The sequence below is a fragment of the Brevibacillus sp. HD3.3A genome (assembly GCF_013284375.2).
GTDB lineage: Bacteria > Bacillota > Bacilli > Brevibacillales > Brevibacillaceae > Brevibacillus > Brevibacillus parabrevis.
Genome location: NZ_CP085874.1, coordinates 152949 through 167500, shown reverse-complemented (window position 1 = coordinate 167500; position 14552 = coordinate 152949). Strand labels below are relative to the sequence as shown.

Annotated in this window: 16 protein-coding genes; 5 read left to right on the top strand and 11 right to left on the bottom strand. The window is 51.3% G+C overall.

Features of this window, described 5'->3' with window-relative positions:
- Nucleotides 1–27: 27 nt before the first annotated feature.
- Nucleotides 28–447 carry a GNAT family N-acetyltransferase gene (locus HP435_RS00950; protein ID WP_122966001.1) on the top strand — a complete coding sequence of 140 codons (420 nt, stop codon included), beginning with the start codon at nucleotides 28–30 and terminating at the stop codon, nucleotides 445–447.
- Nucleotides 448–485: 38 nt separating this feature from the next.
- Here HP435_RS00950 and HP435_RS00945 read toward each other — a convergent pair whose 3' ends face one another.
- The 7 genes from HP435_RS00945 to HP435_RS00915 form a co-directional block, all read right to left on the bottom strand.
- Complete coding sequence (locus HP435_RS00945) at nucleotides 486–1250, bottom strand: type III pantothenate kinase (protein ID WP_122966002.1); 765 nt, start codon at nucleotides 1248–1250, stop codon at nucleotides 486–488.
- Between the two features lie 12 nt (nucleotides 1251–1262).
- Nucleotides 1263–2108: a carboxylating nicotinate-nucleotide diphosphorylase gene (gene nadC, locus HP435_RS00940; RefSeq protein WP_122966003.1), complete on the bottom strand. Its 846-nt coding sequence runs from the start codon at nucleotides 2106–2108 to the stop codon at nucleotides 1263–1265.
- Nucleotides 2098–3720: an L-aspartate oxidase gene (gene nadB, locus HP435_RS00935; RefSeq protein ID WP_173599743.1), complete on the bottom strand. Its 1623-nt coding sequence runs from the start codon at nucleotides 3718–3720 to the stop codon at nucleotides 2098–2100. Before nadB ends, nadC begins: the two co-directional genes overlap by 11 nt.
- Nucleotides 3721–3862: 142 nt before the next feature.
- Nucleotides 3863–4288: a Fur family transcriptional regulator gene (locus HP435_RS00930; protein ID WP_063230357.1), complete on the bottom strand. Its 426-nt coding sequence runs from the start codon at nucleotides 4286–4288 to the stop codon at nucleotides 3863–3865.
- A 38-nt stretch (nucleotides 4289–4326) separates the two neighbouring features.
- Nucleotides 4327–5166, bottom strand: coding sequence for a metal ABC transporter permease (locus tag HP435_RS00925; RefSeq protein WP_122966005.1), 840 nt, complete (start codon nucleotides 5164–5166; stop codon nucleotides 4327–4329).
- A gap of 36 nt (nucleotides 5167–5202) precedes the next feature.
- Nucleotides 5203–5973: a metal ABC transporter ATP-binding protein gene (locus HP435_RS00920; RefSeq protein WP_122966006.1), complete on the bottom strand. Its 771-nt coding sequence runs from the start codon at nucleotides 5971–5973 to the stop codon at nucleotides 5203–5205.
- Nucleotides 5974–6128: 155 nt separating this feature from the next.
- Complete coding sequence (locus HP435_RS00915; protein ID WP_122966007.1) at nucleotides 6129–7109, bottom strand: metal ABC transporter substrate-binding protein; 981 nt, start codon at nucleotides 7107–7109, stop codon at nucleotides 6129–6131.
- A gap of 193 nt (nucleotides 7110–7302) precedes the next feature.
- On the opposite strand from HP435_RS00915, the gene HP435_RS00910 reads away from it, so the two are divergent.
- The 4 genes from HP435_RS00910 to HP435_RS00895 all read left to right on the top strand — a co-directional run bounded on the left by HP435_RS00910 (nucleotide 7303) and on the right by HP435_RS00895 (nucleotide 9549).
- Nucleotides 7303–7794, top strand: a complete 492-nt coding sequence (locus tag HP435_RS00910; RefSeq protein WP_063230353.1) for a PCYCGC domain-containing protein — start codon at nucleotides 7303–7305, stop codon at nucleotides 7792–7794.
- A gap of 134 nt (nucleotides 7795–7928) precedes the next feature.
- On the top strand, nucleotides 7929–8264 hold the full coding sequence (locus tag HP435_RS00905) for a PadR family transcriptional regulator (protein WP_173599742.1): 336 nt from the start codon (nucleotides 7929–7931) through the stop codon (nucleotides 8262–8264).
- A complete protein-coding gene (locus HP435_RS00900; RefSeq protein WP_173599741.1) occupies nucleotides 8261–9001 on the top strand; it encodes a permease prefix domain 1-containing protein in 741 nt (246 codons plus the stop codon). The genes HP435_RS00905 and HP435_RS00900 overlap by 4 nt, the downstream gene beginning before the upstream one ends.
- On the top strand, nucleotides 8944–9549 hold the full coding sequence (locus HP435_RS00895) for an FtsW/RodA/SpoVE family cell cycle protein (RefSeq protein ID WP_229049789.1): 606 nt from the start codon (nucleotides 8944–8946) through the stop codon (nucleotides 9547–9549). Before HP435_RS00900 ends, HP435_RS00895 begins: the two co-directional genes overlap by 58 nt.
- An 82-nt stretch (nucleotides 9550–9631) precedes the next feature.
- On the opposite strand, the gene nadA is transcribed toward HP435_RS00895, so the two are convergent.
- From nadA to HP435_RS00875, 4 genes are all read right to left on the bottom strand, one after another.
- Nucleotides 9632–10576: a quinolinate synthase NadA gene (gene nadA / locus HP435_RS00890; protein ID WP_063230349.1), complete on the bottom strand. Its 945-nt coding sequence runs from the start codon at nucleotides 10574–10576 to the stop codon at nucleotides 9632–9634.
- Between the two features lie 175 nt (nucleotides 10577–10751).
- Nucleotides 10752–11507 (bottom strand): alpha/beta hydrolase, encoded by a 756-nt coding sequence (locus HP435_RS00885; protein ID WP_173598021.1) that lies wholly within the window; start codon nucleotides 11505–11507, stop codon nucleotides 10752–10754.
- A gap of 41 nt (nucleotides 11508–11548) precedes the next feature.
- Nucleotides 11549–13552, bottom strand: a complete 2004-nt coding sequence (locus HP435_RS00880; RefSeq protein ID WP_229049788.1) for an AraC family transcriptional regulator — start codon at nucleotides 13550–13552, stop codon at nucleotides 11549–11551.
- A 126-nt stretch (nucleotides 13553–13678) separates the two neighbouring features.
- Entirely contained in the window at nucleotides 13679–14551 is an 873-nt protein-coding gene (locus tag HP435_RS00875) for an HAD family hydrolase (RefSeq protein ID WP_173599738.1), read from the bottom strand.
- Nucleotide 14552 lies beyond the last annotated feature (1 nt).

Below are 14552 nucleotides of genomic sequence, written 5' to 3'. Positions count from 1 at the left end.
TCCAAATGAGAAAAGGAGTGAACCCCTGTGGTATTGCTTCGACAAGCCACGCTGCACGATCTTCCTGCTGTATGTAGAATAGACGCCCTCGTTCTAGGCTCAACCAGCCGAGCACATGAGCTGCAAACGGCTATTGCAGCCGGTCATTGCCATGTTGCTTCCCTCGACATGGACATCGCAGGCTTTGCCGTCATGAATCAATCTTTTTTTCAGCAAAGCTTTATTCACCTTGTCATCGTACATCCTCGGCATCAGCATCAAGGAATCGGAAAAGAGCTAATGCTGTACCTGGAAAAGCTATGTCCCACCGATAAGCTGTTCACTTCCACTAACCTTTCCAATAAGAAAATGCAACGCCTTTGCCAAAAGCTTGGGTATGCCTACAGCGGAACTATCCAGCACCTTGATCCTGCTGATCCGGAAGTGTTTTACTGCAAAAAAATATAGCAAAAACAGCCGCAGCATCAACTGCCACGGCTGTTTTTTTACTGATTCCGCTCGTAAACCAGTCGCAACCCTTTTAACGTCAAATAAGGATCGACGACCTGAATGCACGATGTCTCATCTGCTACCAAAGAAGCCATCCCACCTGTTGCGACGACAGTCGGCTCGGTCTGGTACTCGGCTTTGATTCGACGAACGATTCCCTCGACCTGCCCCACAAAGCCGTAATAAATGCCTGCTTGCATGGCTGCGATCGTATTTCTGCCGACTACGCTCCCCGGTTTGGCGATCTCTATGCGCGGCAATTTTGCAGCCCGACTAAACAACGCCTCCGTGGAAATTCCGATGCCCGGCGCAATCGCTCCGCCCCAATATTGGCCCCGCTCATCCACGTAACAAAAAGTCGTAGCCGTTCCAAAATCAACAATGATCAAAGGCGCCCCGTATTCATGAATCGCCGCCACTGCATTGACAATCCGGTCCGAGCCTACTTCTCGCGGATACTCGTACTTGATATTCAGCCCGGTTTTGACTCCCGGGCCGACGATGAGCGCTTTTTGACGCAAGTATTTGCCGCACATGCGTTCAATCGCCGTATTCAAAGGCGGGACAACCGAGGAGAGAATCACTCCGCTGACCTGCTCAAGCACAAGCCCTGCGCTGCCAAACAAACTTTTCACAAGCATTCCGTATTCGTCTTCCGTCTTGTTGCGGTCGGTCGCGATCCGCCAATGATGGCGCAGCACCTCGCCCTCATACAGACCAAGGACGATATTGGAGTTGCCTATGTCGATCACCAGTAGCATACAGGTCGCTCCTTACCGTTTGCGCGTATTCAAATCCAGGCTGATATCAAACGCCGCAACGGAGTGGGTCAACGCTCCAACAGAAATGACATCAACGCCCGTTTTGGCAATATTTCCGATCGTGTCCAGGTTTACCCCGCCAGAAGCCTCTACCACCGCTCGTCCATCAATCAGAGCTACCGCTTCAGCCATTGCTTCCAGAGACATATTGTCCAGCATGATAATATCTGCGCCTGCGTCGAGCGCCTCGCGCACCTGCTCAAGCGATTCGGCCTCCACCTCTACGGTCATGGTATGAGGAATAGCGGCGCGAGCCGAGGCAACTGCCTGGGCAATTCCGCCCGCTCCCTTGATGTGATTGTCTTTGATCATCACGGCATCGTACAGGGCAAAGCGGTGGTTATGGCCGCCCCCGACACGAACGGCGTACTTTTCCAGGAAACGCAGCCCCGGAGTCGTCTTGCGCGTATCTACTACCCGTGCTTTTGTGCCCGCTACTGCCGCTACATACTCGCTTGTCTTGGTCGCAATGCCGGACAGACGCTGCATCAAGTTGAGCGCAAGCCGTTCACCGCTCAAAATCGAACGCACAGAACCACTGACTGCTGCCAGCTCCTGACCGACTTCGACCCGCTGCCCTTCCGCTACTTTTGCCGTGAAAACAAGCTCAGGATCGACCGTCGCGAAAACTTGCTCGGCAATCGGCAAGCCTGCTACCACACCTGCTTCCTTCGCGTACAAAATCCCGATCCCTTGCTCGGAATCCGGAATCGTGCTCATGGTTGTCACGTCGCCAAAGCCCACATCTTCGTGCAGCCATTCTTCGATTTTGCGTTGAAGCTCCCGTTTATTCCACATCGTTTTGTCCACACTCCTCTTGAATGGCGTTCTCGAACGTCTGGATGAGATGCTTGCGCCACAGCAAGTCATCTTTATTCGGAAAATCTGTGCGATAGTGCCCGCCACGGCTCTCTTCCCTAAGCAGCGAAGCTCTTGTCGTCAATACCGCTGCATTCAGCAAGTTTAAAAATTCAAAGGCTTCCCGATCTTGCGCGATATACTGGTAAAACTGTTCCATCCGTTCCAGTTCGGCCAGCGCCTTTTTCAAACCTTTCTCGTCGCGCTTGACGCTGACGTGTCTCAGCATCAGCTTTTGCAGCTTCAGTCTTTGTTCACGTGTATTGAACGTGCGCGTTTGCCGATATTTGGAGACGACGCGAATCGGCTGAATCGCTGGCAGCTCAGTCAACTCCTTGATTCGCTGCGCGATCCGATGTCCGAAGACGACCGCTTCCGACAAGGAATTGCTCGCCAGTCTGTTCGCCCCATGTACGCCTGTGCAAGAAGCTTCGCCGCAGGCAAACAGGCGGCTGGTGGTCGTCTCGCCGTTCAAATCCGTCTGGACTCCGCCCATGATGTAGTGGCACGCAGGGGCGACCGGAATCCAGTCCGTTACCATGTTCAAGCCGTATTGCAGGCAAAAGTTGTAGATGGTCGGGAAGCGATGCTTGATCAGTTCCTCAGACTCGTGGGTGATATCGAGATAGACAAACGAAGACTTGGTCTGCTCCATCTCGGCCACAATCGCCCGCGCTACAATGTCACGCGGCGCGAGTTCTTTTTGCGGGTGGTACTTGTCCATGAAGCGGTCGCCATTGGTGTTGCGCAAAATGGCCCCTTCTCCCCTTACCGCCTCCGATATGAGGAAACGGGGTGCTCCTGGATAGTACAACGCGGTCGGGTGGAACTGGATAAACTCCACGTCTTTGATCCGCGCGCCAGCCCGATACGCGATGCCGATCCCATCCGCAGTGGCAATCTCCGGATTGGTGGTGTAGCGATATAGTTGTCCCGCTCCGCCAGTCGCCAGCACGGTCGCTTTTGCCTCGAGGAAAAACAACTCCCCGTCCGGCTTTTGCACGATCATCCCGACGCACTCGCCATCCTGCGTAAGCGCATCAATCGCAAAATGCTGCTCCAACACATGAATGTTCTCTTGCTCCATGACCCGTTTGGACAAGGCACGCACAATCTCGGCTCCTGTTGCATCGCCATTCGCATGCAAAATGCGTCGCTTGCTATGCGCGCCTTCCTGCGTCAGCTCATACTGCCCTTCTGCATCGCGGTCAAATTCCGTTCCGTAAGCAATCAGTTCCTTCAAGCGATCAGGGCCTTCATGCACAAGCACTTCCACCGCATCGTACGAGCAAAGTCCCGCTCCGGCGATCAACGTGTCTTGACGATGCAAGGCAGGAGAATCCGATTTGGCCGTAACGGCGGCAATCCCTCCTTGCGCCCAGCGGGTATTGCTGTCATCCAGCCCTTTTTTGCTGATCAGAACTACATCCGCATACTCACTCGTTTGCAACGCCGTGTACAACCCGGCTATCCCTGCTCCAACAACAGCTACATCTGTTTTCATTCGAGGCAATGCCTGCAAATCAAAATCCGCGATATAACGGGGAATCATGGCTGTGTCCCTTCTCTCCGTAACTGATGATTTCCCACCCATTATAGCAAATACCTACCAGAAGAAAACCACATTGGAAAAGTTCCAATTGCAATAAAAAAGAGCATCCGCTTTTTGCGAACACTCTTGGCAAGTCACTCGTTTAGTTCGATTGGGCGACGCATTCCTTGCAGGTTCCGTACACCTCAAACTTGTGTCCGGTTACCTGAAAATCCTCTGGCACAGAAGCCATGACGTTCATCGGACAGCCTGGCAAGGAAGAAGTTTTCCCACACTCCGTACAGATTACATGGTGATGGTGGTGACCGTCTGCCGAGCAAGCCAGGCGAAAACGCCCTTCTCCCTCCAGCTCCGTCTCTTCCAAAATCCCCAGTTCAACAAAAGTGGAGATATTGCGATAAACAGTATCGAAGCTGAGAGTCGGATACTGCTCCTTAATTCGCTCCATAATATCTTTGGCAGACAAGTAGCGCTTCTCGGCAGCGCAGATGCGGATCATCTCCTCCCGCTTGCCGGTATATTTGTACCCGTGCTCCTTTAAAATTTGCAGGGCTTCTTCCACCTTCATCGACAAACACTCCTTCCTTTTGTCTTAACCAGATGACTTTATCGCATGATCGCACGCAGCTTTTTCACACCCAAAACAATGAGCATAATCAAAACAGCCATCAACACAATTGTACCACCAGATGCCCAGTCAAAGAGATAGGCAAAATACAATCCGCTCAGCACGGATATTTCCGCGAACAGAATCGAGAAAAAGATCGTCTGGCGAAAGCTCCGGGCAATTTGCAGGCTCGCCGCAACAGGCAGCGTAATCAGCGCGGAAATCAGGAGCACGCCGACAATGCGCATGGAAGCGGCAATCGTAAGCGCTACGAGAACCATGAACCACAGGTTGATCGATCTGCGCGCGACACCGGACACCCGGGCAAATTCTTCATCGAAAGACACGGCGAACAGTTCCTTGTAGATCAGAAAAACCGTGCCAAGCACGACTACCGCCACGCCAACGAGCGCGTACAAATCTTCAATCGATACCGTGACGATTTTCCCGAACAAATACGAGTACAGGTCGGCGTTAAATCCGTCAGCGACACTGATCAAAACGGTAAACAGTCCAAGTCCTGTCGACAAAATGATCGGAATCGCCAAATCTTGATACGCTTTGTACACCTTGCGCAAGCGCTCAATGAACAAAGAACCGATCACCGCGAAAAGCATCCCGAAAAACAACGGGTTCACAGCCGAGAAAAACGCAATCTTTTTGGACACCAGCATCCCGGCAGCCACACCGGACAGTGTGACGTGAGACAGACCATCGGCCATCATCGACAAGCGGCGAACGATGAGAAACGTCCCGAGCAAGGGACAAATCAGGCCAATCAAAATCCCCGAAAACAGGGTATACCGCAAAAAATCATACTGCCACCAATCAGCCAGCATGTTCATACTCCTTCGTCATTATCTCGTTTGCAACGGTTAATGGTGATGGGACAAGAGCCGGACGGAATCACCATACATGCTTTGCATAATTTTTTCCTGATTGTGCTCAAACTCGTGAGCGGTTCCGTGAAAATGGATTTTCTTTTGCACGCAAGCTACTTTCGTTACCCATTGCGACATCACTCCGACGTCGTGGCTCACGATCATCATCGTCAGGCCATTCTCTTCCTTTAGAGAACGCAACAAGCTGTAAAACTGCTCGATCGATTCCTGATCGACGCCGACAGTCGGCTCGTCGAGAATCAACAGCTCCGGCTCAGCGACAAGCGCCCGCGCAATAAACACGCGCTGCAATTGGCCGCCAGACAAACTTCCGATCCGCTGGTTCAGCTTATCCGTCAAACCTACCCGCTCAACAGCAGCCCGTACGCTTTCATGATGCTTGGCATTCAGTCTGCGGAAAAGGCCAACTTTTCCCACGAGACCAGAAGCAACGACTTCCTGGACTGTCGCGGGAAACCCGCCCGCACCGTGAGCCACTTGCTGCGCCACGTAGCCGATCCGGTTCCATTCGCGGAACTTGGACAAAGGCTGTCCGAACAGCTCGACCTTCCCTTTGCTCGGGGGCAAAAGACCGAGGATCAGCTTCATCAGCGTTGATTTCCCCGATCCATTCGGCCCGACAATCCCGACAAATTCGCCGCGCTCAAGCGAAAACTCCACTCCATCCAGAACCACTTTGTCGTCATATTGAAAGGAGACACCTGACAGCTTTACCACAGGCACTCCTTGTGTTGTTGGTTCCATGATATGATCATCCTTTAAATCGGATTTGTTCTGATTTGTTACCTTTCATCCTACTACGATTTTGCCCGAACTACAAGCCTCCTATGGAGCAGAAATCTTGGGTTGGCCCGATACAAAGAAAAATGCCGCCAGTTTCAGCGACATTTTCTTGATCGTTAGTTCAATGCTACTTTCAATGTTTCCATATTGTCACGCATGATGGACAAATAATCACGGCCTGCCTTCACATCGTCCTCTGTCAAACCTTCAAGCGGATTGAGCGTAGCTGTCTTCACGCCCGCTTCCTTCGCAATCACTTCCGCCACTTTGGGAGAGACAAGCGTTTCAAACATGACGTAGGAAATGTTGTGCTCCTTCACATGCTCGACCAAGCTTTTCAGCTCGCCCGGAGATGGTTCGTCGGCCGGGTTCAATCCGGAAATCGCCACCTGTTCCAGACCATATCGTTTCGCCAAATAGGAAAAGGCGCTATGCGAAGTCATAAATTCCTTTTTGGGAGCCGCTGAAACCATTGTGTTAAAATCTTGATCCAGCTTATCCAAATCAGCAGCCAGCTGCGCAAAGTTCTTTTCAAAATCGGCAGCATGCGCCTGATCTTTTTGCGCCAGCGTATTTTTCACTTTTTCCGCCTGTGCCTTCAGCTTCATCGGGTCCAGCCATACGTGCGGGTCAAATTCCCCGTGGTCATGGTCGTGCTCCTCTTTTGCATGCTCTTCGGTCGCAGCTTCTCCCTCATGCTCGTGTTCATCCTCGGAGGCTTTCAGCAAATCGAGTCCTTCCGACGCGTTTACGATCACTGTCTTGTTTTTGTCGAGGTTGCTGACGGCTTTATCCACCCACAGCTCCAAACCGCTGCCGTTGTAGGCGAAAACGTCTGCGTTCGCCAATGCTACCATGTCTTTGGCAGTCGGCTCGTAGTCGTGTGGTTCTACGCCCAAGGGGATCATGTTGGTCACTTCTACATGCTCTCCCCCGATGCGTTTGGCTACGTATTCCAATGGATATATGGTTGTATATACTTTCGGCTTGGCATCGCCCCCGGATTGAGGGGTGCTTGTCGTCTGCTCAGCTGCACCGCATCCGGCAATACTGACAGCCGTAACGAGGCTCAGGATCGCCAACAGGCTCTTTTTCATCTCTATGTTCCTCCTACCCAATTCAAAATGATTCCGATTTAGTTGCTTGATCGTTTTTCATTATACGGACAGTGACCCAAAAAGTAAATAGGATTTATTACGATTTAATTGTCATATGTTTGCATCGCCGATCGCAGCTACACAATTTCTCCATGTCGTTATGATAAGATATAAGGCGGGAGGTATGTCCAAAATGAAACGTCAATCATGGTTGGCCATAAGCATTTTTGCCGCAGCCCTGCTCACTGGTTGTGGCGCAACTGATCAAGCTGGTCAGGATCACGCGAATCACGCAAATCACGCTCCTAACGGCGACCTGCAAGAACTGACAGCTTCTGTTGATCAGCTGCCGAAGTTTCTCGATAATCAGGACCCCGTCATCATCGAATCGTACAAAATCGCAGGGGCAAACCGCGAGCTGCTCAAATCGATCCCTTGCTATTGCGGTTGCGGCGAAAGCGCTGGACACATGCACAACGGCAACTGCTTTATCAAAGAGGAAAAGTCGGACGGCTCGATCGTCTGGGATGACCATGGCACGCGCTGCGGTGTCTGCATGGAGATTGCCGTGATTTCGTCCAAGCTGAAACAGGCTGGCAAATCGACAAAAGAAATCCGCGAGTACATCGACAACAACTACAAAGAAGGCTACGGAAAACCGACGCCCACCCCTATGCCCTCCTGAAATCCAGCCTTTTTCTATTCCTGACAAAGCTTCCTTAAAACTGGAAGCTTTTTTTGTTGTAAAAGACAGGAAATGTGATTACAATTATACCTAGATATTCGATGCATCTATATTCGATACAAAAGGAGATTCCTATGGCGATCAGCAAGGAATTGATGAAAGGCAGCACGGTCATCCTGGTTCTCACCTTGCTCGAACAAAAGCCGATGTATGGCTACGAAATGATCAAGGCGATGGAAAAAAGCTCGAATGGGGTGCTGACGTTGAAGGAAGGCACGCTTTATCCGATCCTGCACACCCTGGAGTCGGAGGGGAAGGTCGAGGCGTTTTGGAGCGAAGGTGAGGGCGAGCGGAAACGCAAATATTATCAAATCACGCCCGAAGGCAAGCGGCATCTCAAAGACAAGAAACAGGAGTGGATCTCTTTTCGCACCGCAGTAGACGGAGTGTTGGGCGGTGAGCCGACGTGAGTCAACCAGACAAAATCGCCCGTTACATAGATGAAGTCTGCAAGCAAATAGCCAGCAAAGAGGTTCATCCCGCAATCCGGTTGGAGCTGGAGGGTCATTTTGCCGAAAAGATAGCGGATTACCGCGACGCTGGACACACCAAAGAAGCTGCCACCGCCCAAGCTATTGCCGAGATGGGTGATCCCGTCTCAATCGGACGCCAGCTGCACGAAACCCACAAACCGCGTATGGAATGGAGCATTGTGGCGATGGTTGCCGTTCTGCTCGGCGTCGGGCTGCTCACCATGTTCTCGCTGCAAACAGCCATGGGCAACGAAAAACTGGTCGAGCAAAAATGGATCGGCATGCTGATTGGCAGCGCCCTCTTTTTGCTTGTGCTTTTTTCCGATTACAGCAAGCTGAAAAAGTACAGCCGCTACCTTTATTTTGCTACGTTCATTCTCTTGCTGTTCACGCTGCGCACTGGCAAACCGATAAACGGCACGCCTTTTCTCGAAATTGGATCAACTATCGTCAATTTCATCGAGCTGAGCGTCTTTTTGTTCACGATCGCACTGGCGGGCATCTTCGCCCAATGGAGCTGGAAGGAACGCTTCGTCACTTTGCGGGTACTTGCTTATTTCCTTCCCCCTGCTTGCTTCTGGCATCTTCGCACCAGACCTTTGCTGTCATCTTGTTTGTGGTTTCTCTGCTCTTTCTTTTGCTGGTTTCACCAGTCAGACGGGCTACGTTCTTGACCGTAATCGGCTTGGCAGGAGCAAGCATCGGCAGCTGCTTCTACCTGTTCGGCAACCGTTATATGCTGGAACGGTGGAGTGCGTATCTTAACCCTTATAGCGACCCGAACGGAAGCGGTTATCTCGCCATTCAGCTCATGGCTGCCGTTCGTTCAGCCGGGTTATGGGGACAAGGCTTTGGTTCGCAACTTGAAACTGTGCCGCTTCCTGAAACTGATTTTGTTTTTGCCTACATGATCTACAGCTTTGGTCTAATGACAGGTGCAGCGCTGTTCGCCATCGGCCTTTTATTGGTCAGCCGCTGGATACGTGCCATCAATCGGGTAAAAGATACATACGGCTCTCTGTTGTTGACCGGGATTGCCGTACTCATCTTCCTCCCCTACTTCTGGAGCATGTTTATGACAACGGGCCTGCTGCCGCCAGCACCGATCAGTTTGCCGCTGATCAGTCACGGGAATGCTCACCTCATTTTGAACATGGTTTTGCTGGGGATGGCCCTGGACGTTTACCGTCGAAAAGACATCCAGCCCCTCGCACAGTCCTAAGCCTGGCACCATCTAATTACACTTGGAAAAAACAAAGGGAACAAAGCTCATGACCAGCTCTGTTCCCTTTTATTGTTTGCCATTACGCCGGAGCTACTTCCAGCATGCGCTCCAAAGACGCGCGCGCTGCGTCGGCAACATCTTTTGGCACATAAATTTCCGGTTTCATCGTTTCCAGCGCTTCGACGCATTTTTTCAGGTTGTTTACCTTCATATTCGGGCAAACGAGGTATTTGGAGGCGAAAATAAACGTTTTGTCCGGGCTGTCCTTTTCCAGCATGTAGCGCGTGCCGTCCTCGGTCCCGATAATGAACTCCTTGTGGGACGATTCGCGGCAGTATTTGAGGATTCCCGTAGTCGAACCTACGTAGTCAGCCAAAGAAACGACCTCTGGGCGACATTCTGGATGGACGACAACCACTGCCTCCGGATGCTGCTGCTTCAACGTCATGATGTCTTCTACGGACAACTGGTCATGCGTGTTGCAGTAGCCTTCCCAGATGATCATTTTTTTGTCTGTGAACTGGGATACGTAGTGGCCCAGATTTTTGTCCGGCACCCAAATGATCTCCTCGCTGTCCACCGATTCGATCACCCGCTTGGCGTTGGACGACGTACAGCAGATGTAAGTCTCTGCCTTGACGTCGGCAGATGTGTTGATATACGCCACTACTTTTGCGTTCGGATGCTGTGCTTTCAACTTGCGCAGCCCTTCCACGTTCACCATGTCCGCCATCGGACAGCCTGCACGTTCATCAGGGATGATTACCGTCTTTTGGGGATTGAGAATTTTTGCACTTTCTCCCATGAAGTGAACTCCGCAGAACAAAATCACATCTGCATCGGTTTCTTTCGCTTTTTGCGCCAGACCAAAAGAGTCGCCAATGAAGTCCGCTACTTCCTGAATCTCGGGGCGTTGGTAAAAGTGGGCAAGAATGATGGCGTTCCGTTCTTTCTTCAACTGCATCAGTCGTTCACGTAACTCAGCGTTGCGCTGGGCTTTTTTTTCTAACGCTAAAGCGTCCATGGAAAAAATCCCCCTACGGTGGTGTCATAATTTACGGTCATTGTAAGCTGATTACTTGGTCTTGTCAATGTAAGCGTTGTTACATGATTTGCCGATCCTTGCCTTTTCGCGAAAGACACGGAAACAAAAGGCTCATACCCGAAAAGGATATGAGCCTCGTTCTTGTCGCTCTTGTTTATTTTGCCCGAAACAACCATTGCAGGGCGTCTGGAACATATTGCACTCCCAGGTCAAACGAGTGAAACTCGCTCTCGTAAATCACCTGTCGCACGGTGCTCTCTGTAAAACCGTTTTGCAACAAATGTTCGTACACCTTTTTGCTGTTTGGCACCATCCATTGCTGTCCATTCGTACGGGTGGCCCCTTCGGCGTGGCCCAGGTTCATGTACAGGCGCTGGCCAGTACCCTCAATCGTCAGTTGCTCCAGCCACTCGATAATGCCCGGGAACCAAAACGATCCGGAAAAGCTCCCGATCCGCCCGAAAATATCGGGGTAGGATAAGGCGGTGTAGACCGAAATCAGTCCTCCCAGAGAAAAGCCCATGATTCCCGTATGTTCTTTTTCCGGCAACGTACGATATCGACCGTCGATATACGGCTTCAGCTCGTGCGCGAGAAACTGAGCGTAGACAGAGGCGTTGCCTCCAAACATTTTGCCTGGCTCAAACACGTTTGGTGAAACAAACGGCGTGTATTCGTCGTTGCGATCAAAAGAAGCCACTCCGACGAAAATGAAGCCTGGCAACTCGCCCTGCGCCGTCAGCTCTCGCACTCTCAGCAGCGTGTCGCTATCTTTTGGCTCAATCAAATCGCCGCTGTCTTGCAAATAAATCACGGGATAGTGCTGATCGCTGTCCGCATAGCCGTCAGGCAAGTAAACCAGCAACTGTCTATCGTTAAACGTATCGTGGATCACGCTAGGCTGACTCATCTGAGTCTCTCCTCTCCGTCAGTGCGATTGATTTCTCGGTGCTATTCCGAAAGAACCCGGAGCAGCTCCTTCGTCGTATACTCAACCGCCAACGGACCTTTTGTACTGATTGAGACATCCAGCGGATATACGTGCTTGGCTTTGACTGCTTTCAGCGAGTTCCAGACTTTGCTTTTGTTCAACTCGGCGAGCGTAGTATCGACGTTGTCCAAGTAATCGACGAGGAAAATGTAATCGGGATCGAGCACAGTCACGCCTTCCAGCGACACAACATCGCCCTCCAGCTTGTACTGGCCGGGAGGTTTGAGTCCCAGTCCTGATTTGTCATCAAAAGCGTAGGACACGTCATTGTCGTCCAGCACGTAAAAAGTGTTGCCGTCTCCCGAAGCGCGCAGGAACGTCACGGTCTTGTCTTTTTTCGCAGCCATCTTGCCTCTCGCTTCAGCCATCAGCGCTTCCAGCTTTGTAATGTATTCCTCGGCCAATTGCTCTTTGCCAATCAGCTTGGCGTATTCACGAAGCGTCTGTGCCCAAGTCCGTTCCTCAGTATTGTTAATCATGGCAACGGTCGAAATATGGCTCAAATCTTCGTAAACGTCGTTATGCGTACCGGAAAAGGCGACGATCAAATCTGGCTCAAGCTCCGTCATCAATTCCAGATTCGGCGTGGTCACTTCCCCGATGTCTTTGACAGAAGCCGTTTTGGCGTAAGGCTTCAACGTCTCAAACGAACCCAGCATGCGCTCAGCCAAAGTAGAAGCGATCGGCGGAGTCTCCAGGGCAAAGAAATATTCCATCATGCCGAAATGAGTAACGACAACGCGCTGCGGCTGTTTGGCAATCACCACTTCTTTCCCTGTCGCATCGACATATGTTCTCGGCCATTGCTGCTTGGCCGATTGCGGACTAGCTGTAGTGGACGCGGAGGTAGCTACTTCTGTTGACTGCTGGGTCGACTGTGGAGGACTGCTGTTGACTGCCCCTCCATTGCCGGTACCGGAGCATGCGCTCAAAAGCAGGGCAAGCCCCAGCATAAGTTTATGCATTTTGCCTTTTGTTCCGTTTCTGAATAGCTGCACTCTCTCTCCCTCACCTTTTCGATAATGATTTTCATTATTAAACAGATTGTAGTAGCGGGGCGAGGTTTGAACAAGAGATGATCTTAGCCTTTTCACAGGATATTCTGAGCCTGCTTCCCAGAGTGCCGCTTCCGCTTGCTCCTTGAATTGCCCGGGTGTTACTCCCGTGTGCTTTTTGAACGCCCGGATAAAGTACGAAAGATCGCTGTACCCGACTCCTTCGGCAATAGCTTGCAAGGAAGCTTCGGTGCGCATCAGCAAAGCTTTTGCCTTGTCCAAGCGCACGCGGATCAAGTAATCAATCGGGCTGTAGCCTGTCTGTTGCTTGAATTGCTTGGACAAATACGGGACGCTGTAGCGCAGCTTTTGCGCGATGGCTTCCAGCGTAATCGGCTCGCTGTAATGGGAGTGAATGAATTGCTTGGCCTGCCAAACCAGATCGCCACTCTCTCCCCCCTCCTCCGTCCCATGCATCTGCTCCAGCAATTCGGCTACAAACAACTGGAACAAAGCTTTGGCGTAGAGCGGCTGTACAGCAGTATCGGTGACTTGTTGCCATATGTCCTGGAGTTTTTCGAGCTTGTCGAGCAGCACAATCGACTGCTGTGGCACAAAGTCATACGACAGCAGAAACCAGTTGCGCGTCTCCAAAAGGCTCTTGATTTCCTGACGGCACGGCAGAGGAATCACCGCTTTATAGAAAAGAATGTAGAACTCAAATTCCGTTTTCTGGGGAACGATTTCGAGGGCATGTCCCTTTCCGCCGTGAATCACGTGGCATCCGTTAACCGAATACACGAGTTCATCCAGCAGCACTTCCGCCTGGCCACGAACAGCATAGACGAACACACTGGAAGGAAGAGAGGCATAGCTGAATATATCCGTGGGCTGCACAATTTGATGACGCACATCCATGACTTTTACGGAAGCATGATTCCATAGATTCACTAACTCGTTTCGCCTCATGCGAATCACCTCTCCCTGCCAGATCACTACGCTCATTATAATTGATAACAATTCTCAATAACAACAAAAAAACCGTCCACTGACGAACGGTTTCTTCGTGTAAAAGCCTTTGGCTCGATTTGTCCATTATCGTGAAGGCGTCTCACCGAGGACGTGCTGCCAAATAAATTGGGCGACACCATCTTCATTGTGATGTGGTGCGGTGTATTTGGCGATCTCCTTGATCTTGGACGAGGCATTTTCCATCGCTACCGAATAGCCAGCCTCGGTCAATGCCTCCCGATCATTTTCCGCATCGCCAAAAGCCATCACTTTCTCCGGTGCTATCCCCCATGCTTCGCAAAAATACAGCAGCCCTGCCCATTTGGAAACACCGTGCGAATTGATTTCAATGTTGTGCTGCCCGGATGAAGTAATCGAAATCTGCTCTTGCCATGGGGCAAACTGATCGGCACTCCACTTCAGGCGCTCCTGATTGTTGTCCCAAACAAAAAACTTCACAATCTCCACTTCGCCAGTCTCGATTTTTGCCAACATTTCTTCAAGCGGCGCCACGCGCGCAAGCCTGTAAAAGGCGAACTGCCGCATGGAAACTCCTTCGAGCGATGCATCCTGCTCGATGATCGCCTCCAGACGATCCCGATCCTCCTGCACCATCCAGCGATTGCTGTTTGTATCGTGCATTTCGTAGTAAACCGGCTCTTGTCTCAGCCCATGAATCGCACCGATCACCAGTTCTTTTGCCAAGGAGTAGCGGCGGACCAGTGTGCCGTCTTTTTCGTAAAGGGCCGCCCCGTTGCTACACACGTAACCATCGAACGGAAACGAATCAATCGGGATTTGTGCGGAACCAAACATCCTTCCTGTCGACAGCACCAGCTTGCAGCCTTTTTCCTGCAGCTTGAACAGTGCTTCCCTGTTTCCCTCGCTCATTTGTGATGCCTCATTCAACAATGTACCATCCATATCAAATGCTGCCATCCCCGGTGTAAGTAGCATC